The organism is Exiguobacterium sp. s150 (assembly GCF_018618435.1).
Classification (GTDB): domain Bacteria; phylum Bacillota; class Bacilli; order Exiguobacteriales; family Exiguobacteriaceae; genus Exiguobacterium; species Exiguobacterium alkaliphilum.
This window is the reverse complement of the sequence record NZ_JACSMC010000011.1, coordinates 51,637-77,287: the sequence shown is the minus strand read 5'-3', so window position 1 is coordinate 77,287 and position 25,651 is coordinate 51,637. Positions and strand designations below refer to the sequence as shown.

The 25,651-nt window shown below is 49.7% G+C and carries 30 protein-coding genes and 2 pseudogenes; 14 read left to right on the top strand and 18 right to left on the bottom strand.

Going from position 1 to position 25,651, the window contains the following annotated elements; genetic code table 11:
- Positions 1 to 167: 167 nt before the first annotated feature.
- The 4 genes and pseudogenes from KNP76_RS07630 (at position 168) to lnu(G) (ending at position 2,964) form a co-directional block, all read left to right on the top strand.
- On the top strand, positions 168 to 950 hold the full coding sequence (locus tag KNP76_RS07630) for an aminoglycoside nucleotidyltransferase ANT(9)-Ia (protein ID WP_000067268.1): 783 nt from the start codon (positions 168 to 170) through the stop codon (positions 948 to 950).
- Between the two features lie 167 nt (positions 951 to 1,117).
- Positions 1,118 to 1,465, top strand: a pseudogene (locus KNP76_RS07625) (transposase); the annotation flags it as partial.
- A complete protein-coding gene (locus KNP76_RS07620) occupies positions 1,466 to 1,843 on the top strand; it encodes a DUF6262 family protein (protein ID WP_002333497.1) in 378 nt (125 codons plus the stop codon).
- Positions 1,844 to 2,160: 317 nt separating this feature from the next.
- Positions 2,161 to 2,964: a lincosamide nucleotidyltransferase Lnu(G) gene (gene lnu(G), locus KNP76_RS07615; protein ID WP_002333496.1), complete on the top strand. Its 804-nt coding sequence runs from the start codon at positions 2,161 to 2,163 to the stop codon at positions 2,962 to 2,964.
- Between the two features lie 133 nt (positions 2,965 to 3,097).
- Here lnu(G) and KNP76_RS07610 read toward each other — a convergent pair.
- The 5 genes and pseudogenes from KNP76_RS07610 to KNP76_RS07590 all read right to left on the bottom strand — a co-directional run.
- Positions 3,098 to 3,568 (bottom strand): annotated as a pseudogene (locus tag KNP76_RS07610) (tryptophan 2,3-dioxygenase); the annotation flags it as partial.
- Positions 3,569 to 3,580: 12 nt separating this feature from the next.
- Entirely contained in the window at positions 3,581 to 4,858 is a 1,278-nt protein-coding gene (kynU, locus tag KNP76_RS07605; RefSeq protein ID WP_214843906.1) for a kynureninase, read from the bottom strand.
- Positions 4,859 to 4,921: 63 nt separating this feature from the next.
- Entirely contained in the window at positions 4,922 to 5,620 is a 699-nt protein-coding gene (locus KNP76_RS07600; protein WP_214843904.1) for a DUF3169 family protein, read from the bottom strand.
- Positions 5,617 to 5,823, bottom strand: coding sequence for a helix-turn-helix transcriptional regulator (locus tag KNP76_RS07595; protein ID WP_024371245.1), 207 nt, complete (start codon positions 5,821 to 5,823; stop codon positions 5,617 to 5,619). The genes KNP76_RS07600 and KNP76_RS07595 overlap by 4 nt, the downstream gene beginning before the upstream one ends.
- A 125-nt stretch (positions 5,824 to 5,948) precedes the next feature.
- Positions 5,949 to 7,463, bottom strand: a complete 1,515-nt coding sequence (locus KNP76_RS07590) for a BCCT family transporter (RefSeq protein ID WP_214843902.1) — start codon at positions 7,461 to 7,463, stop codon at positions 5,949 to 5,951.
- 162 nt (positions 7,464 to 7,625) lie between these two features.
- Here KNP76_RS07590 and KNP76_RS07585 point away from each other — a divergent pair, with 162 nt between their 5' ends.
- Positions 7,626 to 8,474 carry a Cof-type HAD-IIB family hydrolase gene (locus KNP76_RS07585; protein WP_214843900.1) on the top strand — a complete coding sequence of 283 codons (849 nt, stop codon included), beginning with the start codon at positions 7,626 to 7,628 and terminating at the stop codon, positions 8,472 to 8,474.
- Positions 8,475 to 9,014: 540 nt separating this feature from the next.
- Here KNP76_RS07585 and KNP76_RS07580 read toward each other — a convergent pair.
- Positions 9,015 to 9,347, bottom strand: a complete 333-nt coding sequence (locus KNP76_RS07580) for a hypothetical protein (protein WP_214843898.1) — start codon at positions 9,345 to 9,347, stop codon at positions 9,015 to 9,017.
- 89 nt (positions 9,348 to 9,436) lie between these two features.
- Between KNP76_RS07580 and KNP76_RS07575 the strand changes: the two genes are divergently transcribed.
- Positions 9,437 to 9,598 (top strand): hypothetical protein, encoded by a 162-nt coding sequence (locus KNP76_RS07575; protein WP_034807717.1) that lies wholly within the window; start codon positions 9,437 to 9,439, stop codon positions 9,596 to 9,598.
- An 18-nt stretch (positions 9,599 to 9,616) separates the two neighbouring features.
- Here KNP76_RS07575 and abc-f read toward each other — a convergent pair whose 3' ends face one another.
- On the bottom strand, positions 9,617 to 11,461 hold the full coding sequence (gene abc-f, locus KNP76_RS07570; protein ID WP_214843896.1) for a ribosomal protection-like ABC-F family protein: 1,845 nt from the start codon (positions 11,459 to 11,461) through the stop codon (positions 9,617 to 9,619).
- 326 nt (positions 11,462 to 11,787) lie between these two features.
- Here abc-f and KNP76_RS07565 point away from each other — a divergent pair, with 326 nt between their 5' ends.
- Positions 11,788 to 12,705, top strand: a complete 918-nt coding sequence (locus KNP76_RS07565) for a DMT family transporter (RefSeq protein WP_034807714.1) — start codon at positions 11,788 to 11,790, stop codon at positions 12,703 to 12,705.
- A gap of 39 nt (positions 12,706 to 12,744) precedes the next feature.
- Here KNP76_RS07565 and KNP76_RS07560 read toward each other — a convergent pair whose 3' ends face one another.
- The 4 genes from KNP76_RS07560 to KNP76_RS07545 form a co-directional block, all read right to left on the bottom strand.
- A complete protein-coding gene (locus KNP76_RS07560) occupies positions 12,745 to 13,650 on the bottom strand; it encodes a Gfo/Idh/MocA family protein (RefSeq protein ID WP_214843894.1) in 906 nt (301 codons plus the stop codon).
- A gap of 84 nt (positions 13,651 to 13,734) precedes the next feature.
- Entirely contained in the window at positions 13,735 to 14,454 is a 720-nt protein-coding gene (locus KNP76_RS07555) for an anti-sigma factor (protein WP_214843888.1), read from the bottom strand.
- Positions 14,451 to 15,011: an RNA polymerase sigma factor gene (locus tag KNP76_RS07550; RefSeq protein ID WP_034816110.1), complete on the bottom strand. Its 561-nt coding sequence runs from the start codon at positions 15,009 to 15,011 to the stop codon at positions 14,451 to 14,453. The genes KNP76_RS07555 and KNP76_RS07550 overlap by 4 nt, the downstream gene beginning before the upstream one ends.
- A gap of 116 nt (positions 15,012 to 15,127) precedes the next feature.
- The gene (locus KNP76_RS07545; protein ID WP_034816108.1) at positions 15,128 to 15,376 is read right to left on the bottom strand and encodes a hypothetical protein; all 249 of its coding nucleotides are present in this window, start codon (positions 15,374 to 15,376) and stop codon (positions 15,128 to 15,130) included.
- Positions 15,377 to 15,444: 68 nt separating this feature from the next.
- On the opposite strand from KNP76_RS07545, the gene KNP76_RS07540 reads away from it, so the two are divergent.
- Positions 15,445 to 16,236 carry an HAD-IIB family hydrolase gene (locus tag KNP76_RS07540; RefSeq protein WP_214843886.1) on the top strand — a complete coding sequence of 264 codons (792 nt, stop codon included), beginning with the start codon at positions 15,445 to 15,447 and terminating at the stop codon, positions 16,234 to 16,236.
- 3 nt (positions 16,237 to 16,239) lie between these two features.
- On the opposite strand, the gene KNP76_RS07535 is transcribed toward KNP76_RS07540, so the two are convergent.
- Both KNP76_RS07535 and KNP76_RS07530 read right to left on the bottom strand, forming a co-directional pair.
- Positions 16,240 to 16,512: a hypothetical protein gene (locus tag KNP76_RS07535; protein ID WP_214843884.1), complete on the bottom strand. Its 273-nt coding sequence runs from the start codon at positions 16,510 to 16,512 to the stop codon at positions 16,240 to 16,242.
- 146 nt (positions 16,513 to 16,658) lie between these two features.
- Entirely contained in the window at positions 16,659 to 16,877 is a 219-nt protein-coding gene (locus KNP76_RS07530) for a hypothetical protein (protein ID WP_235193433.1), read from the bottom strand.
- A 122-nt stretch (positions 16,878 to 16,999) separates the two neighbouring features.
- On the opposite strand from KNP76_RS07530, the gene KNP76_RS07525 reads away from it, so the two are divergent.
- The 4 genes from KNP76_RS07525 (at position 17,000) to KNP76_RS07510 (ending at position 19,486) form a co-directional block, all read left to right on the top strand.
- Complete coding sequence (locus tag KNP76_RS07525; protein ID WP_034807703.1) at positions 17,000 to 17,233, top strand: hypothetical protein; 234 nt, start codon at positions 17,000 to 17,002, stop codon at positions 17,231 to 17,233.
- Positions 17,230 to 17,430 (top strand): helix-hairpin-helix domain-containing protein, encoded by a 201-nt coding sequence (locus KNP76_RS07520; RefSeq protein WP_034807701.1) that lies wholly within the window; start codon positions 17,230 to 17,232, stop codon positions 17,428 to 17,430. Before KNP76_RS07525 ends, KNP76_RS07520 begins: the two co-directional genes overlap by 4 nt.
- 154 nt (positions 17,431 to 17,584) lie before the next feature.
- Complete coding sequence (locus tag KNP76_RS07515) at positions 17,585 to 19,045, top strand: UDP-N-acetylmuramoyl-L-alanyl-D-glutamate--2,6-diaminopimelate ligase (RefSeq protein WP_034807700.1); 1,461 nt, start codon at positions 17,585 to 17,587, stop codon at positions 19,043 to 19,045.
- A 96-nt stretch (positions 19,046 to 19,141) separates the two neighbouring features.
- Positions 19,142 to 19,486, top strand: coding sequence for a YflT domain-containing protein (locus KNP76_RS07510; protein ID WP_034807698.1), 345 nt, complete (start codon positions 19,142 to 19,144; stop codon positions 19,484 to 19,486).
- Between the two features lie 57 nt (positions 19,487 to 19,543).
- Here KNP76_RS07510 and KNP76_RS07505 read toward each other — a convergent pair whose 3' ends face one another.
- Positions 19,544 to 20,539, bottom strand: coding sequence for an MDR family oxidoreductase (locus KNP76_RS07505; RefSeq protein ID WP_214843882.1), 996 nt, complete (start codon positions 20,537 to 20,539; stop codon positions 19,544 to 19,546).
- Between the two features lie 143 nt (positions 20,540 to 20,682).
- Here KNP76_RS07505 and KNP76_RS07500 point away from each other — a divergent pair, with 143 nt between their 5' ends.
- The gene (locus KNP76_RS07500; protein ID WP_214843880.1) at positions 20,683 to 21,099 is read left to right on the top strand and encodes a hypothetical protein; all 417 of its coding nucleotides are present in this window, start codon (positions 20,683 to 20,685) and stop codon (positions 21,097 to 21,099) included.
- Between the two features lie 217 nt (positions 21,100 to 21,316).
- On the opposite strand, the gene KNP76_RS07495 is transcribed toward KNP76_RS07500, so the two are convergent.
- From KNP76_RS07495 to KNP76_RS07485, 3 genes are all read right to left on the bottom strand, one after another.
- A complete protein-coding gene (locus KNP76_RS07495) occupies positions 21,317 to 21,526 on the bottom strand; it encodes a hypothetical protein (RefSeq protein ID WP_034807692.1) in 210 nt (69 codons plus the stop codon).
- An 88-nt stretch (positions 21,527 to 21,614) separates the two neighbouring features.
- The gene (locus tag KNP76_RS07490; protein WP_214843879.1) at positions 21,615 to 22,316 is read right to left on the bottom strand and encodes an SDR family NAD(P)-dependent oxidoreductase; all 702 of its coding nucleotides are present in this window, start codon (positions 22,314 to 22,316) and stop codon (positions 21,615 to 21,617) included.
- Between the two features lie 11 nt (positions 22,317 to 22,327).
- Positions 22,328 to 22,720, bottom strand: a complete 393-nt coding sequence (locus tag KNP76_RS07485; protein ID WP_371816177.1) for a GNAT family N-acetyltransferase — start codon at positions 22,718 to 22,720, stop codon at positions 22,328 to 22,330.
- Between the two features lie 144 nt (positions 22,721 to 22,864).
- Between KNP76_RS07485 and KNP76_RS07480 the strand changes: the two genes are divergently transcribed.
- Positions 22,865 to 23,779 carry a GGDEF domain-containing protein gene (locus tag KNP76_RS07480; protein WP_214843864.1) on the top strand — a complete coding sequence of 305 codons (915 nt, stop codon included), beginning with the start codon at positions 22,865 to 22,867 and terminating at the stop codon, positions 23,777 to 23,779.
- 8 nt (positions 23,780 to 23,787) lie between these two features.
- On the opposite strand, the gene KNP76_RS07475 is transcribed toward KNP76_RS07480, so the two are convergent.
- On the bottom strand, positions 23,788 to 25,569 hold the full coding sequence (locus tag KNP76_RS07475) for a solute:sodium symporter family transporter (protein WP_214843862.1): 1,782 nt from the start codon (positions 25,567 to 25,569) through the stop codon (positions 23,788 to 23,790).
- Positions 25,570 to 25,651 lie beyond the last annotated feature (82 nt).

Here is a 25,651-nt window from a genome sequence, read left to right as displayed (position 1 = left end):
TGTTTTTCACATCCGAACTCACGTTCATCCCATGCCTAAAGGCGGGCTATGCCCGGTATGGGCTTTCCTGCTCGTATAATCTGTAATTTAAGTATATGTCCAATCTAGGGTAAGTAAATTGAGTATCAATATAAACTTTATATGAACATAATCAACGAGGTGAAATCATGAGCAATTTGATTAACGGAAAAATACCAAATCAAGCGATTCAAACATTAAAAATCGTAAAAGATTTATTTGGAAGTTCAATAGTTGGAGTATATCTATTTGGTTCAGCAGTAAATGGTGGTTTACGCATTAACAGCGATGTAGATGTTCTAGTCGTCGTGAATCATAGTTTACCTCAATTAACTCGAAAAAAACTAACAGAAAGACTAATGACTATATCAGGAAAGATTGGAAATACGGATTCTGTTAGACCACTTGAAGTTACGGTTATAAATAGGAGTGAAGTTGTCCCTTGGCAATATCCTCCAAAAAGAGAATTTATATACGGTGAGTGGCTCAGGGGTGAATTTGAGAATGGACAAATTCAGGAACCAAGCTATGATCCTGATTTGGCTATTGTTTTAGCACAAGCAAGAAAGAATAGTATTTCTCTATTTGGTCCTGATTCTTCAAGTATACTTGTCTCCGTACCTTTGACAGATATTCGAAGAGCAATTAAGGATTCTTTGCCAGAACTAATTGAGGGGATAAAAGGTGATGAGCGTAATGTAATTTTAACCCTAGCTCGAATGTGGCAAACAGTGACTACTGGTGAAATTACCTCGAAAGATGTCGCTGCAGAATGGGCTATACCTCTTTTACCTAAAGAGCATGTAACTTTACTGGATATAGCTAGAAAAGGCTATCGGGGAGAGTGTGATGATAAGTGGGAAGGACTATATTCAAAGGTGAAAGCACTCGTTAAGTATATGAAAAATTCTATAGAAACTTCTCTCAATTAGGCTAATTTTATTGCAATAACAGGTGCTTACTTTTAAAACTACTGATTTATTGATAAATATTGAACAATTTTTGGGAAGAATAAAGCGTCCTCTTGTGAAATTAGAGAACGCTTTATTACTTTAATTTAGTGAAACAATTTGTAACTATTGAAAATAGAAAGAAATAAAAACTGGTAACTAATAATGGAGATATAATTGAGTTAGATAATGACAATGAAGTCGATGATGTTGATCTTCAATGGTTCAAGAAAAATATTAATGCACAAGTTCTTCCAAATGGTTATTGCCGATTACCAGTAATAGCAGGTTCTTGTCCACACGCCAATGCTTGTTTAGATTGTACTCATTTTTGTACAAGTAAGCAGTTTTTATCGCAGCATGAGGAACAGTTAAATCGTACTGAGGAGTTATTGGCAGTCGCTAAGGAAAAGCAATGGCAAAGGCAAATAGAGACTAATAACCGTGTTAAAGAGCGACTAGAGCAAATAATTGGCAGCCTGAAGGGGATTAGTTAGATGGTTAAACAGGTACGAAATACAGAGGAAATTGTGCGTTTGGCAAAGCAAAAGTCCAGGCGGACTAGAGAAAATGTAGACAAGGTTATCTCTAAACTATCGCTTGAAGGTAAGACTATTAATTTTAACACAGTTGCAAAGGAAGCTAATGTTTCTAAATCATGGCTTTATAAGGAACATGATATTAGGCAAAGGATTGAATCTCTCCGAAAACAGCAAAAAACAGAAAATGTAATATCAAAACCCAAGAAAAGCTCCCGTTCTGAAGAAGTCCTTATTAAAACCTTAAAAACAAGAGTAAAGGAATTAGAAGAGGAAAATATAAGATTAAGGAACCAGATCCAAAAATTATACGGAGATTTGTACATTAGAGAATAGTTAATCTATGAGTTTCACCAACTTGTGCTTTGAACTTTGAAGTGTTAAAATTAATATACTATTAATCGAAAGGAGAGATGGGTGGACAATGAAGAACTAATCTAATTTTTAACAAATGAAATAGTATATTTCAGTTTAAAAACTTAGGATTAGTCTGCCCATTTTTCCAGATACTAAATAAATGTAAGACTGAATAGCTAAAAAGGCTAAATAGTTTTATTTGAGTCCTTAAAAAGTGACATGACTAATCCTTCCAACATTATTTGGGAGGATTTTTTATTTCTCCCTGAATCAAAATAAAGAAAGAAGGAATCGAATTGTTAAAACAAAAGGAACTAATGGCAAGGGTTAAGGAACTTGTCCAGTCAGATGAACGAATATCTGCTTGTATGATGTATGGCTCTTTTACAAAAGGAGAGGGAGATCAATACTCTGATATAGAATATTACGTTTTTCTAAAAGATGATACAATTTCCACCTTTGATTCAGCAAAATGGCTAAATGAAGTCGCTTCCTACACTTTACTCTATCAAAATGAGTACGGTACGGAAGTAGTAATTTTTGAAAATCTAATACGTGGTGAATTTCATTTCCTTTCCGAAAACGAAATGAATATTATTCCTTCATTCAAAGAATCAGGCTACATTCCTGACACAAAAGCAATGTTTATTTATGATGAAACAGGACAACTAGAATTGTATTTATCAGAGTTGGAAGGTCCGGGACCAAATAGACTTACAGAAGAAAACGTAAATTTTTTATTGAATAATTTTTCCAACCTATGGTTAATGGGGATTAATGTTCTTAAAAGAGGGGAAAATGCACGTTCACTGGAACTTTTATCTCAATTACAAAAAAATATACTACAACTCATTCGAATTGCGGAAGAAAATGCCGATAATTGGTTTAATATGACAAAGAATCTTGAAAAAGAAATTAGTCCTGAAAACTATGAAAAGTTTAAAAAGACTACTGCCCGATTAAATGAATTAGAACTATATGAAGCCTATAAGAACTCTTTGCTTCTCGTTATGGAACTTCGAAATCTCGTTGAAAAACAGTATCAATTAACCATTAGCGATGATTTTTTAGGCAAACTGTTTAATTATATGAACGAATAAATAAAAAGCCTGTATCTCAAGTGATAACTAAGATACAGGCTTTAATTGTTATTTACTTTAAATACATGTTCTCAAAGTGAAAGTATTGATTTTAATGGATTTTTAATAGTTTACTCTTGATAAGACCCGACGCCTCTAAAAGCGGATACAACGCCTCGTCATGGGCGTAGACGCTGAGCGTGCGGGCATTCTTGAATCCGAGTGCGAACTCGATTTGCCGGTTTTGATATGACTGGAAACCGGACGAAGAACCGAGCTTGTCCCGAAACTCGAGATACTCGGCCGGTGTGAGCGTGGCGAGCACGCTCCATGACTGGATGAGTTGTTGTTGAATCTTTGATACGCGGGCGAGCATCTTGAACGAGCGTTCGAACTCTTCGTTCGCGATGGCCGTCGTCGCAGCCGTCAACTCGTGTAAAATCAGTTTCATCCATAGTTCGCTCGTCTGGTGGATGATGATGAAGAGCATCTCGTCATGGTGGTCCGATAGACGGTGCTGACTCGATAGAATCGGATCGAGCTGCAAATAGTCTCCATAAGACATGTCCTTAGAAAAGTCAGTTTGAATCGTCTGTTCGACGTTATGTTCAATGCGTTCACTCATCTTGTTTCCTCCTCACGCCACGACTTCGCGGACGTTCGCGAACGCTTCATACTCTTTGTCATCCATGATCGTCTTCAAGATTTGAACGACGTCATATACGTCCGTGAACGTATTATATAAGGCGACCGGTGCGAACCGGATGATATTTGGGGCCCGGAAGTCCGGGATGACCCGGTGTTGTTTGAGCGCCTTGCAGATGCGGGCCGCCTCCGGATGCTCGAGACTGAGGTGGGCGCCGCGGGCTGCTTCGTCACGCGGACTGCCGAGCACGAACCCGTAAGGTGCGAGTACGGTCTCGACGAGATCCATCAGATACGTCGTCAAGGCGAGTGATTTTTCACGAATCGCCTCCATCCCGACTTCGTTGAACATCTCGAGCGCCCCGAGTTGAGGAGCGAGGCTCAAAACGTGTGGCGTCCCGATTTGAAACGCTCCGGCATGGTCGGCCGGCGTCATCGTGTGGTCCATATCGAACTGCTTGTCTTTACGCGAACCGAACCAGCCTGCGAGGCCGGGTGTCGTCCCGAAGTGGCGCTCGTGGACGAATAAGCCGCCGACGCTCCCCGGGCCGCCGTTCAAGTGTTTATAGTTGCACCAGTACGCAAAGTCGACCCCCCAATCGTGGAAGGCGTGCGGGATGGCCCCGACGGAATGACAGGCGTCGAAGCCGATTAAGATATCGCGTTCATGGGCCGCTTTGGCGAGACGGGCCATATCTAAAATTTGTCCGCTCCGATAGAGCACCGTCGGCAAGACGATGAGGGCGATCTCATCCGTCATCGCGGCGATGATGTCGTCTTCACGCAAATAACGGCCGTCCGGACTCTCGACTTGAACGAGGTGGTCCTCTGGGTTTAATCCGCGCAATTCAAGTTGACTCTTCAGCGCATAGATGTCCGATGGGAACGTGAGTGTATCCGCTAAAATCTTTGTTTTCTTACCTTCTGGCTTATAGAACGAGGCGACGAGCTGATGCAAGTTGACCGTCGTCGATCCCGTCACCATGACTTCTTCCGCTCGTGCCCCGATGAGCGGTGCGTTCAAACCGGCAAGTTCTTCCGATAAGTTGAACCACGGATGACGTCCCGACATCCACCCGTCAATCCCGAGCTCTTTCCAGTCTTGAAGCGACTCGAGAAGCGTCTGCTCGGCCCGTTTCGATAACAGCCCGAGCGAGTTCCCGTCCATATAAATCCCGTCTTGCGGCAAATAAAACTCTTCCCGATAGCGTGCCAGAGCATCGCTTTTGTCGAGCGTCTCGGCGTATGACCGTGTGAAATCTTGTAGCATACTCATCCCCCTAAAATTCGTCATGCAATTCTGACAAAAGCGTAGCAAACCGGAAAGGAAGCGTCAATTTTTGGAGCGGATGATTCGGATATATTGAATATTCGTGAACACCATGATCAAGGAAACGACGAAAATTGAAAAGAGTTGTGAATCTCCTGTTAGGACCGAATAGACAAGCAACAAAATAATCGCAAGCGTCATAAGCGAAGTCGTTGAAAGGTTCGTCTTGTATAAGCCTTGCAACATGACGTGTTTTTCCCCGTCATCGGACAGGTCGAGTAATCGTTGTGCATAATCCGGGTCGGATAATTTTGGGAGGGCACGTTCTGGGTACATCACGGCTAACAGCCTGTTTAGTGAATAAGAGAGAACAATACCGGCCACAAGTGAAAGTAAAATCGCGATGAGAAACGCAAGCGATTGACCCGTCAATAAAATAAAGCTAGCTGAAGTGAGACTGAGGATGACCGTCAACGTCGATGCGAGTGAACCGTCGCTATAAGCCTGATACATGTAACCTTCCGCCTCATCTTCTTCATCGCCGGTCAATGGTTGTTTCGTCAGACGGCGAATCCGTTGCACACGGCTAGCTCCCCAAGCGGTCAATCCGAGTAGCAACAGCAACAGAAGCCATGTGAAAGGTAAGACAAGATTTGTCAAATCGATTTGAATGATTTCGTTGTTCAAATATACGTACATAAACGTGTAGCCGACGAGTCCGCCTAAAAACATTTGCAGACCAAATTTGAACCATGATTTCATTGAAGTTCCTCCTCGTCAAACTGAAATACTTCTTCTATGGGCTCATTAAATACTCGTGCGATTTTAACCGCAATCAATAAGGACGGCATAAACTCTTCTCGTTCGATTAAACTGACGGTTTGACGTGAGATGCGTGCCCGCTTTGCCAACTCGGTTTGATTGATACCAAAACGAGCACGTAATTCTTTTAACCTTGTTTTCATTTGAATCACCTCGATTCATTAAATTGTAAATGATAATAATCAAAATGACAATGATATTTGTCAAAATGAACAATAATATAGTCAAAAAAAGTCTCGCTTCTAAATGTCAGAAGCGAGACGTTCAATTATTTCACTTTTTTTAGGTTCTCTTTCCGCAACAGGCTGAACAACGTGTACACCATCAGAATGAGGATGATGGTGAACGGCAACGCCGAAATGAGAGAGGCGGTCTGTAATCCTTCGAGGCCGCTTGCGATGAGCAGGACGGCCGCGATGCCGCCAAGCAATACACCCCAGACGATGCGAACGGCGAGAGGCGGGTTCAAGCTGCCATTCGTCGTCATACTGCTGATGATATACGTCGCTGAGTCGGCGGACGTGATTAAAAATGTCAATATGAGCAGGATGGACAAAACGGACAAAAGGAACGACAACGGCAACTCGGCGAACGTGACGAACAAGGCGCTCGTGACGTCCGCATCGACCGCTTGGGCAATCGACGTCCCCTCGAACAAATCAAGGTGGAGCGCCGTCCCGCCGAATACCGCGATCCATAGAAGCGCAATGGCCGGAGGCACGACGAGAACGCCGACGATGAACTCACGGATGGTGCGACCACGCGAGACGCGGGCGACGAACGCCCCGACGAACGGTGACCAGGCGATGGCCCACGCCCAGTAGAAAATCGTCCAGTCCCGGACCCACGTTCCTTGTTGATACGGTTGGAGCCGGAGGCTGTAGCGGATAAAGTTTTGCAAATAATCACCGAATCCGAGCGTGAACGTCTCGAGGATGAAGACGGTCGGACCGGCAAAGAAGACGAAAATCATTAGGACGAGTGCCGTCGCTAAGTTCACGTTACTGAGCCATTTGATCCCGCGGTCAAGGCCGGTCGTCGTCGACGTCAAGAACAGGGCGGTCAAGACGATGATGATCAATACTTGAACGAGCGCCGTATTCGGTAAACCGAATACGCTGTTCAGCCCACCGTTGATTTGCAGTACCCCTAAACCGAGCGACGTGGCGACGCCCATGACCGTCGCGATGACAGCAAAGATGTCAATCGTCTGATTGAGCGGCCGCGTATACGAGCGGTCTTTCAAAAGAGGAGACAAACTCGTCGAGATGAGGCCATCCGCGTTTCTCCGGAACTGGAAATAAGCGATGATCAGACCGACGATGGCGAACACGGACCATTGGCTCACTCCCCAGTGGAAGAACGAGTAGGCCATGGCGAGACGGGCGCTTTCGACCGTCAACGCTTGGGTGTCCGCATAAGGGGGTGTGAAGAAGTGGCTCATCGGTTCGGCGACGCCCCAAAAGACGAGCCCGACGCCGAAGCCGGCCGAGAACAGCATCCCGATCCAAGTGAAGAACAGATACTGCGGCCGGTCGCTGTCCGCGCCGAGACGGATTTTTCCATATTTACTGAACGCGAGGAAGACGAGAAAGAGGACGAAGAAAAAGACGGCCATCAAGTAAAACCAGCCGAACGACTGTGTCGTGAAACTGAATATGTTGCCGGCGATTTCCGCGAACAACGTCGGGCGTACGGCCCCGAACAATACGAGCAAGGCGATCCCACTTGCCGAGATATAAAACACACGATTCAGCCGTGGCTTATTCGATGTATGATTCATAAAATCTCCTTCCTAAATGAATACGATTATGTAGGCATCATTACTATTCCCTAAAAGTAATGTCAGAAAACGAGATTTTCATCGATTGTGCAATCTGGACGTTGAGCGATGACAAATGAGGGAATGATAAAGAAGAAGACTGTATTAAGAGGAGGGACCGATATGAAGTTAATTGCGATTGATTTGGATGGGACGTTATTGTCGCGAAAAGGCATCATCACGGAAGCAAACCAGGAGGCGATTCGACGGCGGCAAGCGCAAGGCGATTTAGTCGCCATCTCGTCGGGACGCTCGATTCATGATATCGAAGAAATCTTAAAACGGAGCAATTTGACGTGCCCGATTTTATCCGGGAATGGGGCGATCGCCTTTTATGAAAATGAACGCATTTACTATCACTCGCTCCCGAAACATGTCGTCCAAGAGCTATGGGACATCGCCCACGAGCACGACACGTACGTGGAGTTTTATACAAATACCGGCGTGAAAGTGCTGCGTTCGGGGACGGATTTATTGAAAGGAGAGCTTGACGAGGTGCTCCCGCACGATCAATCATTCACGCGGGAATGGGGAGAGCGGGAAATCGAGATTCAAAACGAACAGTTCGGTTTAATGTACGTCGATGTGATCGAGGACATCGATTTCGAGGCGGATGAAGTGTATAAAGTGTTCATCTACTCGTTCGATCGTCGTAAACTCCACAAACTTCGGAAATTATATGAGCCACGCACCGACATATTGATTACAACGGCAGGCTGGACGAAAATTGAGATCGGTCATCCGAAAGCGAGTAAAGGGATGGCCCTTCAACAGTTGGCAGAACATCATCATATCGCGAAACAACACATCGTGGCCATCGGCGATAATTTGAACGACGTCTCGATGTTCGAGGTGGCGGAGACGTGCATCGCGATGGGAAATGCCGTGGATGCTTTAAAAGACATCAGTACCCATATTACGAAAGACGCTGAAGCCGATGGCGTCGCGTACGCGCTGAACGAGTACGTGTAGATCAGAGATTTGGAGAAATGGTGAACACGGATTTGAAGGCCATAAAAACGGCTATTGTATTAGTGTAGTCCTCATTCAAAAGAGTAGACTGAAAGGGGGCGACGGATGAAACAATTTTCGAGACGTTTGACTAGGCGTGAACCGGTCAAACGACAGACAGCCTGTTCGGACAACCGGTCATCGAACCGTTCCCTGTCGCTACCTGTCGCCGACCTTACGCGATGTGAGGGGCAGACGAAAAGGATTCTTGGGAACACGAGTCGGATGGTTGGGGTGTTTCCTCGGGCGGAGGTGGGCCGGATGGGATTCGTGACAGATTTCGTTCACATAGGTCGAACTGACGATTGATCGGCAACCGGAAGCCGTGCTTCTGTATGTGCCGCCTTGTCAGAAAGACGAACGATTGCTCGGAAATCGTTGCATGAATCGCATCGCTTTCTAGCACGACGTAACACTTATGGGACGGTCGATCAACTTGATCGGGTGGAAGTCCAACCGACTAGAAACGCTCACCGTAAGCGCCACGACTGTGGCGCTTTTTCATTGCGTGAACGTGGAGACACGTGACGGGGAAGCACCAGCCGCCGCTTTAAACTCGATGCGGTGACCGTCGACCGCCTTCGTCACACGGAACGAATAGTCGGCATCCGGTTCGTCGCGAAACGTGACGTCATAGACGTACCCGCTAAAGCCGAGTGCTCCGTCAAGCGAGTAGGTCTGTTCCGGAATGTTATAATGAGTGGCAAGGTATGATTCCAAAGCGTGTTCTCGTTCTTTGATTTCTGCGTCATAACGTACGTATAAAAAAGCAGCGAGGGCGATGGTGACGAATAAGGTAGAACGGACAAGGCTGTTCCAATTACGACGTGGCATTGGCGAGTCTCCTTTCTTTAGATAGAATTAGATGATATTTTACGGAAAATTCAGACAAATTACAAGCGATTTTTACGGGAGGTGACAAAATGCCGAAAATCTATTGGCTCGGGACGTTCGCGAGCGGTCTGCTCCTCCTCTCCATTGGGGAGGGGGCAGCAGTGCCGCGGGTCCTACCCTACGTTTTGATCGCGGTCGGGATAATCGGATTTCTCACGCAATCATGGTACGAACAGAAACGACGCCGCTAAGCCCGGCGTCGTTTTTGTTTACATGGATTCGAGTAATTCTAAGACCAATGAATCAATTTCAGTTTGCAAGGCGTCGCTTTGTCGTTGCAACGTCATCAATCGTTTCAAATCGTTCGTGTCATTCATTTCAAGAACGAGCGACTGATGAAGCGCCTCGAGCTCGGCCAAACGCGCTTCTCCGCGCGAGACGTCTTTTGAAGGTGTCGCTACTTTTTGCTTCGGAGGTGCTTTTGGTTTTGGCATCGGAGTCACCGTCAAGATTGCCTCGCGTCGCTTCTCGAGCGCGTACGTCACGTTTCCCGGGAAACGTGACGTCGTCCCGTCGAGCCAGTACGTGATTGGGAATAGTTTATTCAAGAAGTAGCGGTCATGCGATACGGCGACGAGTGTCCCGTTAAAACGGTCGAGCGCCTCTTCGAGTGCCTCACGTGCTTCGATATCCAAATGGTTCGTCGGTTCGTCGAGGACGAGCACGTTCATCTCTTCATGCATCAAGATGGCGAGCATGAGCCGCATCCTCTCGCCGCCGCTCAAATCCTTGACCGGTTTGAACACGCTCGCACCGTAGAAAAGAAATTGGGCGAGCAGTTGTCGTGCTTTGCCTTCGTCGACGGGAATCCGGTCGCGAAACGCCTCGATGAGCCGATGCGAGTGATCAAAATCGACGTGCTGGGATAAATAACCGATTTTCGCGCGTTCCGCTCGCCGCACTTCGCCTGAGGTCGGTTCGATGTGGCCGAGCAACACGTTCAAGAGCGTGGACTTGCCGCTCCCGTTCGGGCCGACGATGGCGATGCGTTCACCATGGCCCGCGTAGAACGAGACGTGCTCGAAGACGGTCTGGTCGAAACGGACCGTCACATCGGTCGCCTCGAAGACGTCGCGTCCGGTCCGGCCATGCGCCATGAACTGGATGTCAGGCTGAATGGATTCGAGTTGTGGCCGTTTGATCGTCTCGATTCGGGCGAGCGCTTTCTCCATCGACTTGGCCCGACGGTAAAACTTCTCGTTCGGGGGGTGTCCTTCGTTCGCCCACTGCCGAAGCTGACGAATCGTCTCTTTCATTTTCTTGATTTTCTTCTGTTGCTCCGTGTAGGCGTGGAATTGGTCGAGCAGTCGTTTCTCTTTTTGGGCGACGAACGCGCTGTAATTGCCGTCAAAACTCATCAATTCCCCGTCCTCACACTCGACGATGCGCGTGGCGACCGCATCCAAAAACACGCGGTCGTGCGAGACGAGAAGGAGCGTGGACGGACTGTCTGAAAGAAACGTCTCAAGCCAAGCCATCGCCTCGAGGTCGAGATGATTCGTCGGCTCGTCCAAGATGAGTAGGTCCGGTTCTTGAAGCAATGTCAAGGCGAGGCCGACCTTGGTCCGTTCGCCGCCGCTAAGCGTGTCGAACGGCCGGTCGACGAAGCGGGTCAGGCGCAACCCGTCGATCATCGCGTTCACTTTCGACTCGATGAGGTAGCCGCCGTTGTTCTCGAAACGGGTCTGCAAGGCGCCGTACGTCTCGAGTAGCACGTCGATGTCGTCACTTGAAGCCATATTTGCTTCAAGCTGTCGCATCTCGTCGCCGAGTCGCGTCAATTCGGCGAATGCGGTATAGAGCACGTCTCGACCGGTCTTGTCGGGATGGGACGGGATTTGGGCCAAATAGCCAATCATCAACCGCTGTTTCCGGTAAATCGTTCCTTCGTCTGGCGAATCAGCACCGACGATCAGACGCAGAAGTGTCGTCTTGCCGCTCCCGTTCCGTCCGACGAGCCCGATTCGTTCGCCGGCGTTCACATGAAGATTGGCATCGATTAAGACGGCATGGCCGCCGTATTGCTTTTGGATGTTTTGTAATTTGATTAACATAAATCGTTCCTCCTAAAGTAGAGGCCTATCAAAAAAGCCGAGCGCAAAGAAGCGCTCGGCAAGAGGGAGAGGCGCTTTGTCGTATTTCAACAATGTCTAAAAAAGGACAGACGGGTCCTGTGATTACGCGACATCGTGAAAAATCGCACGCAAAATGTACAAATGTTCTGTTGACCAATGCGTACGTCCGACAAAGTTCACCTTTCTCCCTCCCTTCAATCATCGTTATCCTCAGTGTAAGCGATTTCTTCATATCGGACAACTAGAAAACAGGAATATGATCAAGCGGTGTCGTATTGTTTAGGCATCAGGAGAGGAGGGACACGATGCGTAAAGAGTGGCTCGGTGCCATCAGTTTGACACTCGCCGCAAGTATTTGGGGGGGCATGTACGTCGTCAGTAAATATGCGCTCGGCTTTATCGAGCCGTTCACGCTCATTTGGATGCGCTACTTCGTGGCCTTCATCGTGTTGATGTGCGCGTGGTGGCTGTTCGGAAGAGAACGGATCGGGCGTGGTGATTGGAAGTGGATCGCGCTCGTCGGAGTCATCGGCTATGTCGCCTCGATTTCGTTTCAGTTCATCGGGACGAAACTGTCGGACGCGCATACGGGATCGCTCGTCACGGCTGCGACGCCCGCGTTCATGGTGCTGTTTGCCCGTGTGATTTTGAAAGAGAAGTTGACACCGGTGAAAGTCGGATCGCTCCTCTTGGCGACAGTCGGGGTCATTATCGTCGTCGGCTGGCACGTCGAGGGGACGTATTTTATCGGTAGCTTGATTTTGGTCGGGGCGGCCATCACGTGGGCGCTCATGTCAATCTACGTCAAAATCGCGTCGGCGACACTGTCGTCTCTGACGATTACGACGTTTGCGATTGGCATCGCGTTCGTGTTGATGACGCCGCTCATGGGCATGGAAGTCATCGATCATGGGTTGCCGACGATGACGGGGGCTCTTTGGCTCAGTGTGCTCTATGTCGGGATCGTCTCGACGGCCGGGGCGTTCTTCTTTTGGAACAAAGGGATCGAACTCATGGACGCAAGCGTCGGTTCGCTCTTTTTCTTCTTTCAACCGCTCGTCGGCGGCTATCTCGGCTGGCTCGTCTTGAATGAACAACTCGATCGCAATTTCTTCATCGGCGCCGCCTGTATCGTGACGGCCGTGACGTGGTCGACTCTCGTCGAGCGTCGACAAAAACGCGCCATTAGCCAAATTGAACCGGATAAACGACACATCCAATGACAAACGGGACCTGGCCGACAGGTCCCGTTTGTCATGGATTCAGCGTTTGAATAGGTCGGTGACGAGCTGTTGCGTCAGAAGCGCTTCGCGGCCGTCGGTCAAAATAGGGGTATCCTCGGACAACGCCTCGATGAAGTGGTCGATGGCGCCTTGGAAGCCGCGCTGGGTGAGGAGCGTGTCCCACGACCCGAACGTCTCGGTCGTCTGGGTCCCGTTCGTGAAGCGGTTCAACGTGACCATCTCGTCGACGGTGAACCGGGCGTTTGCGGCGACAGCGCTCAATCCTTCATGGTTTGCTCCAGCGTGTCGATGCATCGCCGTCGTATGTAGGCCGTGGTCGTCTCGCCAGACGTGTCGCGCCATGTGCAGTTCGTTCGCTTCGGTCGTCTCGATGTGTCCCGTCACGAGGCGCAGGTCACCTGTCGAGAAGTATCGAAGCGTGTCGACGACGTGCAAATAATCATCGAGTAGCGTGAACGTATAGTCGCGTCCAATGCCGTTTCCCCGATGTTTGACAAAGTCGAGCAAATCGAACGGCCCTGCATCCCGGACTTGCTGATACATCGGGGCGAAACGACGATTGAACCCGACCATCAGTTTGCGATTGTTTCGTTCGGCCAGCTCGACGAGTCGCTCGGCTTGGTCCATCGTCGCGGCGAGCGGTTTATCGACGTATACATCGACGCCACGGGCGAGTAAATAAGAGACGACGTCATAATGTGTCTCGGTCGAACTGTGGACGAACGCCGCATCGACGGACGTTGCGAGTTCGGGCAGTCCCGCGAACGACTCCATCCGATAAGCCCGGCAAATCGCCTCCCGCTTCGCGACGGTCGGTGAGAACGCGCCGATCAGTTCAAAGCTTGTGCTGTTCGTTAAAATCGGCAAGTATGCTTTTTTGGCGATGCCGCCGAGACCGACGACCCCGATTTTCGGTTTTCGCATCCAATCACTCCTTTGTCTCATCATAACGAAAAAACAGACCGAAAGACATCCACGCCTGATGCGTTTTTGTCCCCGGTCTGTACATTAGAGGCTCGCGAGTAAGACAATCTCTCCTTCAGGCGTCGTGTTGCCGCGCTCCGGTTCTTTCGTCACGGCGACCGTGTCCCAATCCATCTCGGCCTCCGTCGCATCAAGCGTATAGATGACGGTGCCGTTGCCTTTGTCATCGGTGACGAACGCTCCGGTCGGAATCGGGGAGTCGTCTTTTATGAGCCATACTTGGTACACTTCGTTCGCCTCGAGCGGAGTGAGCCCGTTCGTTTGAACGATCAGCTGTCGCGTCCCGTCTTGTTCGGCGAGATAGGCCACACCGTCGGCTTCCCCGTCGAGTGGGACGGTCTCGGTCAAGGCGATTCCGCTCGGTTCGGTCTGATTGAGCAACAAGTACCCGTTCCCGATTAGCGATAACAGTAAGGCAGCGGCGAGGGCGAACGCGCCCCACGGTGCTTTCCGCCTTTCTTTCGGTGCGGTGAACGGCGTTACCGGTGCCGGTTTGTCTGTCTTCGGTTCGACCGCTTTCGATGTCTCGTCTTCGGCGAAGACGTGATTTAAGATTCGAGCCTTCATCCCGCTTGGCGGCTCTGCTGGTTCGGAGAGGAACGCGACGCCGCCGACGAGAGCCTCGAGTTGTTCGAGTTCTTGTTGGCACGTCTCACAAGTCGCGAGGTGTGCCTCGAACCGGATTCGTTCATCTTCTGTCAAATGTCGGTTAAAGTAATCAATCAATTGGTCACAAGCGTTCATCGTTCCACCTCCTTATCGATTAAATCTGGGGATAATCGTCTTCGTAACTGCTTCAACGCCAACCGAATCCTTCCTTTCACGGTGCCGAGCGGGATACCGCACGCATCCGCAATCTTTTGCTGGCTAAGTCCTTGGAAATACATGAGGCGGACGACTTGCTGTTGCTCGGCCGGAAGTTCGGCCATCGCCGTCTCGATTTGCGTCCGTTCTTCTTGCCACTCGACCTCACGCTCGACCGAACGTTCGGTCGAAGGAATCGTCTCGGCGTAAGATTCGTCGAGCTGGAGGTCCGGCTTTCGTCTTCGAATCAAGTCGATGGCGACGTTTCGTCCCATCGTGAAAAGCCAAGAACGGAACTGGCCTTTGGTCTCGTCATAGACACCGACGCCGCGCCACAGCTTGATGAACACTTCTTGCATCGCTTCCTCGGCGAGGTCGCGGTCCTGTGTCAATTGCATCAGGAACGCATACAGGATCCGTTCGTAACGATCATATAACGTTTCGAGCGCTTGTTTGTCTTTTTGCCTGACACGCTCATATAGTTCGTAATCAGTCATCGCGTTCTCCTTTATAGAAGGGATGTCCCTTGTAGTTATCTAACGGATCAAACGGTGAAATGGATGTCTTTTTCGGGTGACAAATTCGTGAACAGTTCGTTATGTAACCGACGCGTTCAACGGGAACACGTCGTAGCCTCACCTAGATGCTTGTACAGAGACGCTTGGATGTGGCTGAGAAGCATATAGGCGAACAAGCTGAATAAACATGCCGTGCCGAGACCCGCTGCGAGCGCGGGCCCGTTCGAAAGCCATTGTTGCCAAAATGAGGCGGTCCGGATTCCGAGCAAAAAGGCGAAGACGAGCCCGAACCCGATCATGATTCCGCTATACTGACAGTAGTAACGACTTACCCAATTTTTCACGTCGCTCATTCCTTTCGTACTTTTACTATACGAGATGGGGTATGGCGACACAAGGAGGAGGATTACGAATGAGACGATTTACCGGAGAAGGGCGGACGCTCGTCTGTTTCGATTTTGACGAGACGTACTTCCCCCATGCGTGCACGGAAGAACAATTAGCCGACGTCCGTCGGCTCGAAGATTTTTTAGAACAACACGCGGAACGGTTCTCGACGATGTGGGTCACCGGCAGTTCGTTCGCCGACTTGGCTGAAAAGACGATGCGAGCCTCGATGCGCTATTGGCCGCATCGTATCGCTTCAAGCCTCGGGACGGAGCTGTATCACGTCACGGATGAGGGGGCGCTCGAACTAGATTCCGCATTTGGACAGCTATTTCCGACTGATTTCTTGGAACGCGTCCAACATGTCGTTGAATCGGTCCGATCCGAAACGATCGTACTCGAAGCGCAAGCGAGTGTCGGCCTGAACGACTGGATGCACAACTATTACTATCATGGTCATGAGGAAGACGCGCTCGAGCGAATTCGGGACGAAGCAAAGACGGCCGGTATCGCGGTAAACATCAGCCGGTGCAACCCGCTCGCGGGAGACCCAGAAGGGGCATTCGATATTGATTTCATCCCGGAAGGTGCCGGAAAGACGGCAGCGGTCGAGTATGTATGTGAACGGTTCTCGTTTCGCGCCGAAGACGCCTACGCGTTCGGGGACAGCGGCAACGATCTCGGGATGTTGAAGCGGGTCGGCAACGGATACGTCCTCGGGAATGGGACTGAGCAGGCGAAGCGAGCCCATCAACGCGTTACGGAAAAATCTTATGCGGCCGGGATTTTAGAAGTGTTAACACGTGAGTTCGATTGACGATCATGCGCTCTGTAGCAACTGGCGAGCAGCCGTCTCGGCCCGAGCAAACAGCCTGAGTCGGAGCGACGTGGTTTGAATATCAAATGTTTGAGGGGCGCGCCACAGGTCGGTCAACACCTCGAGCAATGCGGCTTCGGCCAATTCGGCCCGGTTCGTCAAACGGAGTGCGGTTAAGTAGAGAACCCGCTCATATCGGTCGTAGAGGAGCTCGAACGCAGAGGTATCTCGTTGAATGATTCGTTCAAACAATTCGTGGTCGGATAAGAATGACATCGTGAACTCCTTTGAAGGCACATCATGGCCTGGAAATGGACATAGCAATAATGGACCTATTCCCTGTCTCGAATCGACTGTAAACGATAACAACTCGATTTGAGCACATTCAAAAACCCGAACGCTCGATGCGATCGGGTATCGGTTCAAAATGAACGGTAGCAGTGTGGACACGTCTGGGTGTTGCTACCGGAACGCTTGAACGTTTTCTTGCAGTTCGGGCACGTGACGGTCTCACTGTCCGCCCCGAAAAGGCTGCCGCGATTATATAACACATTTTTTAAATTCGGTAACGCCTTGGCCGCAAACGTCATAGAGATGAATAAGACGAGCGCCAAGAGCGCGAGCATAACATACGTCGTCATCGACAACGCTCCTTTCGTATAAAACTGTTATTCCCAGCATACTCGAAAACATCAAAGTGCACACCTAAAACTAGAAATACGAACTTTTGTTCGGTATAATAGAAGTAAAGGAGGGAGAACAGATGAAGGATGAGTTGTTACGTGATATGCGTTTAGGTCGATTGGTAGAATTGATGTATGTCGATCGACATGGGGTGATTTCAAAGCGCCGAGTCAAATTGTTGAGGTTACAAGGCGAGCGAATCATTGCTTGGGATGTACGGAAACGGGCCCGTCGAACGTTTTACGTTGAACGCGTCCTCGCCTGTCTCCCGATTATTGAACGCGCTTATGGAAAAGAGGAGGAAATCGGATGACACCGCTCCCAAAATGTCCAGCGCCGGCAGAACGGGCGCTCGCTGCCGCTTACATTGACACGCTCGAACAACTCGCGACGTATTCGAAGACGGAAATCGCCGCGATGCATGGTATCGGCCCGAAAGTACTACAAGTGTTAGAGCGTGCGCTCGTCAAACAAGGACTTCAGTTTACCGATAGCGAATTAACCTCCTAGTCCCGTCATGGGCTAGGATTTTTTTAGTTTGACGTATGTTTTCATATGAAAAAGGGAAGTAATATATTTGTCATCTCCATTACGCCTAAAATCGAGTACCATGACGATAAGGTTTACGAACCTAGTGACACCCATGAGAAAGGAAGTACACAGCATGAGGACGAAACGTTTATCCGCCATTCTAGGAAATGAGATGGATGACATCGAATGTGATCCATGGGTGACCGGAATTGAAACGGATTCCAGGAAGGTCAGTCCAGGGAATTTATTTATTTGCATCCGCGGCTATACGGTGGATGGTCATGAATTCGCTGAAGATGCCGTCTCAAAAGGGGCGAGCGCCATCATCTCGGAATATCCGCTTGAACTTGATGTACCAAACATTGTCGTTGCTGACACGAAAAGGACCGCCGGCATCGTGGCGAGCGCGTTTTACGATCATCCGTCGCACCGGATGCGCATTTATGGCGTGACGGGAACGAACGGGAAGACGACAACAGCGACACTCACATACGATTTGTTTCGATTATCGGGACGACCGATCGGCATCGTCAGCACGATTGGGGCTCGCTATAAAGACCAAACGCTAGAAACACCGAATACGACACCGGAAGCCGTCGTCTTGCACCGGCTCTTGGCCGAGATGGCAGATGCCGGGGTGACCGACTGTGTCGTCGAAGTATCCTCACATGCGATGATGGAAGGGCGCGTCGAAGGGGTCCACTTCCATGCGGCCGCGTTCACGAACCTGACGCACGATCACCTTGATTACCATCGTTCGATGGATGAATACGCGCGAGCGAAAGCCCGTTTGTTCGAGCAAGTCGAACAGACGAACGGTGACGCGATCATCTTAAATGCGGAAGACGAGGCGAGTGCGATTATGGCGTCGTTCGCTCCAACGAGACGCCGCGTCATGTACAGTACGCACACGAACGTACCGGCCGACATCCAAGTCATTTGGCTCGATGACACGGTGCGTGTCAAAGTGAACGCGATGACGATTGAAGTACCCGTTCAGTTCATGGGAGCGTTCAATGCGGCAAACTTGGCTGCTGCGATCGGGCTCGTCTCGACGTCTGAATTGATGCTCCGTTCCATCATTGCCAACGTGCCGGGGCTCACGCTTCCGAAAGGTCGTCTCGAGCGTCTCGACACGGAGGACGCAGAGATTTATATCGATTATGCACATACACCGGACGGGCTAGAAAAGTGTCTGTCGACGCTTCAAGCTGACGATTGCGAATTGGTCGTCGTCTTGAGTGCGGCCGGCGATCGCGACTCGACGAAACGGGCCGAGATGGGTCGGGTTGCGAGCCGTTACGCCGACCGCTTGATTGTGACCGTTCACGACGTGCGTTCAGAAAATCCTACGCAGATTATCGATGGCTTGCTCGAGGGGATTGATGCGGACACACCGCATGTGACGTTTGAGAATCGGTTAGACGCCCTTAAACATGCGGCGCTACAAGGACTCGACGGCAAACGAGTCGTCGTCGTCGGGAAAGGCCATGACCACATCGAACGTGTCGGGAAGCAATCGATTCCGTTCAACGAATCTGACATTTTGTTGGATGAACTGAAAAAATTGAAGGGCCAAGAACCGGCCGTTTGACGAAACGATGACGCTTGTCATCGTTTTTTAATGTGTAGAAACGATGAAAACAGGAAATACCTTTAACTGTAACGCAATTGAAGGAGGAGAATAGACATGTCAGTTTTGTACAAAGAGTTCACAAATGATGAAGAAGTCGTCACCGCCATTCAATCGATGAAAGCAAAAGGGGTCGACGAGTCGCACATTTACGTCATCACCCATGACGATGACCGGACCGATCGAGTCGCCGACAATGCGGACGCGAATACGGTATCGGCATCGGACGTCGGTCTCGGAACGGCAGCGAAAAACTTGTTCCGTAAAAAAGGGGACGAGTTACGTGCCCAGTTCGAGGAACTTGGTTTCTCAGCGACCGAGGCGGATAGCCTTGAGAAGAAGTTGGACCAAGGGAAAGTGATCGTCGTCGTCAAAGACGCGCCGAACGGCTTCACATTATAACCTTTCCTTGAAGCATACAGAAACAGGGCTGAATCCATCGATTCAGCCCTGTTTGGATTAGGTATGGATGCGGACAACGGTCCGGCCGCTCAGTTCACCGCGCATCATAGCCTCGGCTTGGCGAGGGACGTCATGAAGCGGGATCTCGTGAATCATATGGTTGAGGACGTTCGAATCGAGTAGTTCATTCAATCGTTCCCACGCCTTCAAACGTCGTGCGATGGGTTGCATGACGGAATCAATACCGATTAATTTGACGCCTCGTAAAATGAACGGATAAACAGTGGTCGGAAGATCGGAACCGCCGACAAGCCCACACGCTGCGACTGCCCCTTCATAACGGACTTGACTCAAAATATTTGCAAGTGTGTTGCCACCAATCGAATCGATCGCCGCATCGAAACGTTGTCGAGCGAGAGGACGCGTCGGTCCTTCGAGCTCATGCCGGTCGATGACCGTGTCGACGCCAAGTTCATACAAGTAGGGAGAGTCTGTTTTTCCTGTCGATGCGATGACGTGATAGCCGAGTTTATGAAGTAAAACGATTGAAAAACTGCCAACTCCTCCAGTCGCACCTGTTACGAGTACTTCTTCTCCTGGTCGAACGCCGGCGGACTCGAGCGCATCGATTGAAAGCATCGCTGTCAGTCCAGGTGTCCCGATTGCGATGGCGTCGCGCATTTCCATACCTTTAGGCAGTTTGACCAACCAATTTCCGGGAACTTGTGCAACTTGGCTGAAACCGCCGAAATGTCGTTCACCGATACCGAAACCGGTCGCGATGACCTCGTCGCCGGCTTTGAAATCGAGATGGTCGGATTCGATGACTTTTCCGACGAACTCACAGCCCGGGATGAACGGGAACTCGTTAATGATCGCCCCCGCTCCGGTCAGTCCGAGCGCATCTTTATAGTTGAGCGCGGAGTAATGGACTTCGACTAGTACGTTCCCATCTTCTTCTCGCGGTAGTGCGTCGCGTTTCACTTCGGTCACTTCGGCATGAAGCCGGTTTTCTTCTCTGTTTAAAACGAGCGCTTGAAACGTGTCATGCATCGTCATTTCCCCTTTCGAATCGTAAGGTTTCATCCTCTACTATGATTCCCGTTCGTAGAAAATATATACACAAATGTTTCGTTCTCACGTGGAGTGGAATGGTATAATGGAATAGATTCAACTAGAGTGAGGAGGAATGTAGCATGCGGCACGATGACTACGAGTTTGACGAAGAAGTAGAAGGCGAACTATTTAACGTATACGACATTCTACCGCCCGATGGTACGATTCTCGAGATGGCGACTGCCGAAGAGATGGTCCGAGCGGCGGAGCTTGAAGCGAAGCATCACGCGCTTCAACGCATCCAAGACTCAAACTTTCAGTTATCCGGCGTGACGTTCAAAGAGTTACTCACAGAATTCGAACGATATGAACAAGAATCGATGGAATTCTGGACGGGCGTATATAGCCGATTGCGCATTCCATGGGCATGGACGATTCGAATCGACGTGGCCAACGGTCCGATTCACGTCGTCAATGACCGTGATATTTTTATTGATGAAGAAGATTTTGAAGAATACGACTTCGACGATTTCATCGATGACGAAGACGAAGATTGAATCGAAAACGTCTTTCCCTCATTCAGTAGGGAAAGACGTTTCAGAGTGTAGACAAAGTCATGTTTCAGTTGAACTGAAACATGACTTTGTCGTTTTCTTCAATAGCGCCATCGCAGAAAATCGCTATTTCAAGCGGTTCTATAGTTTGCTTAGATCATGGCTTTAAACAAAAAAGCTGCAGACAAGTAATTTGTCTACAGCCTGAAACGTCTTTCCCTCATTCAGTAGGGAAAGACGTTTTTTTCATGGAGCGGACGTCCGAGCGCATGCGCACGACTTCCGTCGCACCGAACCATAGTCCGACGCTCGAGAGGATGGACACGCCGCTCACCAACGCGCCGACGATAGCTGTGTCGCCAATCATCGTGGACGAGAGAACAAGGCTGAATAAGCCGAAAAACAATAACCCTCCTGCAATCGTCTTCATGACACCATCATCCTTTCTGCTTTTGTCTGACTTCAGTGTAGACGCTTAAGAACAGAAGGGGTGGGTGAATTTTGACCCGGGTTAAAAATTAGACGAGGTCGTAAATCGAATACGTCTTCCCGTTCTCAAACGGCGTATCAATCATATACTCGATCAAGACACGGGCCACGGTTTCCGGAGAACGGAGCCGGCCTTCCGCGACGTATGCCTGAAACTGTTCGACATCTTGGAAAGCGTCTTTTGACGAGGCTCGAATCGTCGCTTGCATCGATGTGTCCATCACGCCCGGATTGAACAAGGCGGCCCGGTGGTGCGTGTCGGTCAGCTCGAGGGCGAGTGTCTCCGTGAAGTGATCGAGACCGGCTTTCGTCGCGCAATACGCGCTCCAACCAGAAATCGGCCGTTTGGCGGCGCCCGACGTCACGTGAATGAACGAGACCGGTAACGTATAACGGAGCACATGGTTGGCGAGGAGCATCGGTGCGAGCAAATTCGCTTGGACGTGTGACATCAATTGGTTGGAGTCTAACTGTCCGACCTGATGAATCGGGTCAATCAGCGCCGCGTTTTGAACGACGAGGAGCGAATCGGCGCGTTCGATGAGCGGACGCATTTGTTCGAGCGCGTGGAGTAGACTCACAGAATCGGAGAGGTCGACGCTCACATGGCGGAACGGGGCATCGCCTTGCGTGCGTGAGAAGTTGACGACCTCGTAATCCCGTTTCGATAGTTCTTCGGCAATGGCGCGGCCGAGGCCGCGTGAGGCACCGGTGACTATGGCAAGTTTCATCATTTTTCCTCCTATTCATGTATCGTTTTACGATAACCGTAAAACGGACGGAAGTTCAATTTCTCATAGTACGTCTGCGATGAGGCGCTCGCAAGCATCTCGAGGCGTGTCGTCGGATAGCGTGAATGCACGTACGTCAAAAGTTGCTCCCCGAGTCCGAGTCGACGATGTGAGGCGGCGACAAGCAGTTCACAGATGTACAGGCTCACGGCCGTGTCGGTCATCCCCCGGACATACGCGACGATTAATCCGTCGACCTCGATGACATAGGCCACGTTTGAATGGTCCCAAGCCTGCCTCGTCTCATCCGAACGTACGACGAGCTGTGTCCAGCCTCCTGTCTCGTTTAATGTTTGGATTTGTTCAAAGTCCTTCTCAGTGTAGGGACGAATAAAGTAGCTCACTATAGAAACCTCCAAATGAACTGACGTGGCACATTGATGACAAGATCTAAAAAAATCATTCCCCTAAATAACGGAGGACGCAAGAGGCATAGGCGTGCTCCATGATACGATAGATGAAGATTTTTTAAGACAGGGGTGTACGTCGTGGTCGAGTTTATTTTAGGGATCCTTATCGGGTTAAGTGTAGCATTCATTGTCTATAAAATCCGTCGTCAAGTGAATCAGGCGGATGAACCGATGACCCGATTCACCGACCAAATGAAAGATGTCATTTACGTCTTTGACGTAAAACCGGTCTTTCGGTTTCGTTATATCAGTCCGTCACTTGATGACTATCTAGGAGAAGGGACGGTTGCGAAAAACTATGACGACCCGAATGACTGTTTTCATCGCATTCATCCAGATGATTATGAGCTACTTGTCCAGAAAGTGACAGGGCAGGTTAACTATGAAGAACCGATTTTGCAGCGGTGGCAAACGAATGATGGCCGTTATTTATGGTTTGAGGAGTATGCGACACCAATCTATGAAGGCGAGGAACTCGTCGCTGTGCAAGGTGTCATCCGGAATGTCGAGGCGGCCGTCACGGAACGAGAAGCGCTTGTGTATGAGAGTCGGCATGATAGTCTAACCGGTGTGTGGAATCGACGGGCGTTCGAAGAGACCGTCGATCGCTTACCGATTGCTTCCACATGCGGCGTCATTGTAATCGATTTAAACGATTTAAAGCAGGTGAATGATACGTACGGGCACTCCGCTGGCGATATGTTGCTCCAACGAGCGGCACACGTGTTGACACGAAAAAGTCCAAAAGTGTACCGGCTCGGTGGAGACGAGTTCGTCGTATTGATGACCGGTTCGGACCAGGAGTTGTCGGAACTTGTTACGGCGATTCATTTCGCATTTAAAGAAGCGGGTATATCGGCTGCGATTGGTTCTTCTTTTACAGAGGACCATACCGATTTCGTCGCCTTATACGATGAGGCGGACCAAGCCATGTATGAACGAAAACGCCGTATGAAACAAAACAACCTCACCGATCCGTTAATGGATCGGTGAGGTTGTTGTTAACTACCGCTTGCTTCTTCTTCAGTCTCTTCACTCGTCCCAAGGTTGTTCAAATACGCTTCATAGCGCGGGAGCCAGTAGCGATACGAGACAAAGACGAGCCCGGCCGTCACGGTGAACAACCCAAGCGTTGCCGGGAAGAACCAGCCTGAGACGATTCCGTCCGCGTAGGCGAGTCCAATCGGTGAGAAGACGAAGTAGACAAAAATCATCGATGCGACAAGAAGAATTGACGTCGAGATGGCGTGACGCCACGGCTTGACACGACCGAGTTCGATGCGAATCGGATTCGCCGTCGTCATCGGACGAACTTTCGCGAACAGGAGCATAATCGATGTCTCGATGACGAACAAGATGCCATAAATATGAATAAAGTTAATCCCAAGGTCAAAGCCAAACCACTGCTCGGTCCCCCAGACAAAAAAATAGTACGTGATGACATGGAACACGATAACAATTTTCGCGGCAATCGGCGGGACACGCTTCACGAGCATCCCAATCAAGACAATGACGAGAATCGGGATGTTGAAGAAGCCGGTGAAGCGACGAATCAAGTCCCAAAGCCCGTCTGGTGCATACATCAAGTTCGGGGCGACGAAGAACGAGATGAGGGCGACGAACGTCCCAAACCATTTACTGACGCGAATCAAATCTTTGTCTGATGCGTTTGGTTTAAACTTCGGTTTATAAATATCGAGCACGAACAACGTGGCGATACTGTTTAACAAGGAGTTAAACGAACTGAACACGGCCCCGAGCAAGACAGCAAGGAAGAAGCCCATCAGCCACATCGGTAACAAGTCGGCAATCAAACTCGGATAGGCGAGGTCGGCCTTGTCGACGTTTGAACCGTACAAGTGAAACGCGATAATCCCTGGAAGTAACATGAAAATCGGAACGAGCAATTTCAAGTAACCGGTGAACAAGACCCCTTTTTGTCCCTCGGCCAAGTTCTTGGCGCCGAGCGCACGTTGAATGACGTATTGATTAAGCGCCCAATAAAACAAGTTGGCGAAGATCATGCCGGTAAAGATAGACAAGAACGGAACCGAGTCGTTACTCGAACCGATAGCATTCAATTTTTCCGGATTCGACGTCGCGATTGTCTTCATTCCATCGACAAGATTGCCATCGCCGAGTGCGATGAAACCGAGTGTCGGGACGAGGAATCCGATGATGATGAGTCCAATCCCGTTCAACGTATCCGATACAGCCACGGCACGTAGTCCGCCGAAGATTGCGTAGATGGCTCCGATAATCCCGATGAACCAGATGACCATCCAGAGCGCCTGTTCGAAACTGACGCCGAGTAGTTCCGGCACATCGAATAGCTGTAAGACGGCAAGGCCGCCGGAATAGAGCATTGACGGAATGGTGACGCACATATAACCGAACAAGAACAAAAGAACCGTCAGACGGCGGACGTCCTCGTCATACCGTTGGCTCAAAAATTCAGGGATGGTCGAAATGCCGATTCCGAGGAAGCGCGGTAGTAAAAAGAGCGCCATAATAATGGCGGCGATCCCGGCTGTGACTTCCCACGCCATGGCGGACATATTGCCGGCGAACGACTGACCGTTCAAACCGATTAATTGTTCGGCGGAAAGATTTGTCAGTAATAACGAACCGGCGATGAACAGGCTGGTCAACCCACGACCCGCAAGGAAATAGTCATCGGCGCTGTCGACTTTGCCACGCGTCATGCGATACGACACGTACGCCACGAGTCCCATAAAGATGGCACCAGTAATCAATATGTAAGCGACTTGCTGAATGGTCATACGAGAGACCTCCTTCGGTTTCTTCTTATTTATAAGTATCTTCATGTAATACCCATTAAAAGTAGGTAATCATTTCCCGTTT